At 42.9% G+C, this 564-nt stretch carries 2 protein-coding genes; both read right to left on the reverse strand.

Annotated elements, in window-relative coordinates; translation table 11 throughout:
- On the reverse strand, positions 1 to 292 hold a 292-nt coding region (purN, locus tag R7O13_RS29485), incomplete at its 3' end, for a phosphoribosylglycinamide formyltransferase (protein ID WP_318305543.1).
- 129 nt (positions 293 to 421) lie between these two features.
- Positions 422 to 564, reverse strand: a 143-nt coding sequence (locus tag R7O13_RS29490) for an AIR synthase-related protein (RefSeq protein WP_318305544.1), incomplete at its 5' end; no start/stop codon positions are given.

A 564-nucleotide genomic window follows, 5' to 3' on the forward strand; every position in this document is an offset into this window, starting at 1 on the left:
CAAATGCACCGCTAAGAATGCGCATGTACCCTGCAAGAACGACAACATTGGGCTGATACTTGTCAATTTGTTGCATCAACTCGGCATCGAATGCCTCGCGTGACTCGAACGCTTTAGGGTCAACAAAGTGGCCATCAACATTAAACTGTTTTGCACGTTCTAGACCGTATGCGTCAGATTTATTAGAAAATACTGCTGCAACGTGTGCGTTAGGCATGCTGTTTTCACAAGCTTCTAAAATGGCTTGTAAGTTACTGCCGTTACCTGAAATTAGGACCACGATGTTTTTCATGATGTTGGAGCTGCCTTGATATTGTAGGTTCTATAAATTACCTACTATTAGAATGGTTTTCGATGTTCCAGATAGCAGAATGAGGACGTGGCGTCCTCATTCATTTTATTTTTTAGCGTGATTCACAAGTTAGTTGATTTCAACTTGCTCTTCATTTGCTTCTGCTTGAGCAATTTCACCAATCACCCATGCGTTTTCGCCTTCTTCTTTAAGAAGTGCAACCGCCGCGTCTGCTTGGTCTTTTGGTAGTGCAACGACTAGACCAACACCAC

This window comes from Vibrio sp. Y176, assembly GCF_033438945.1.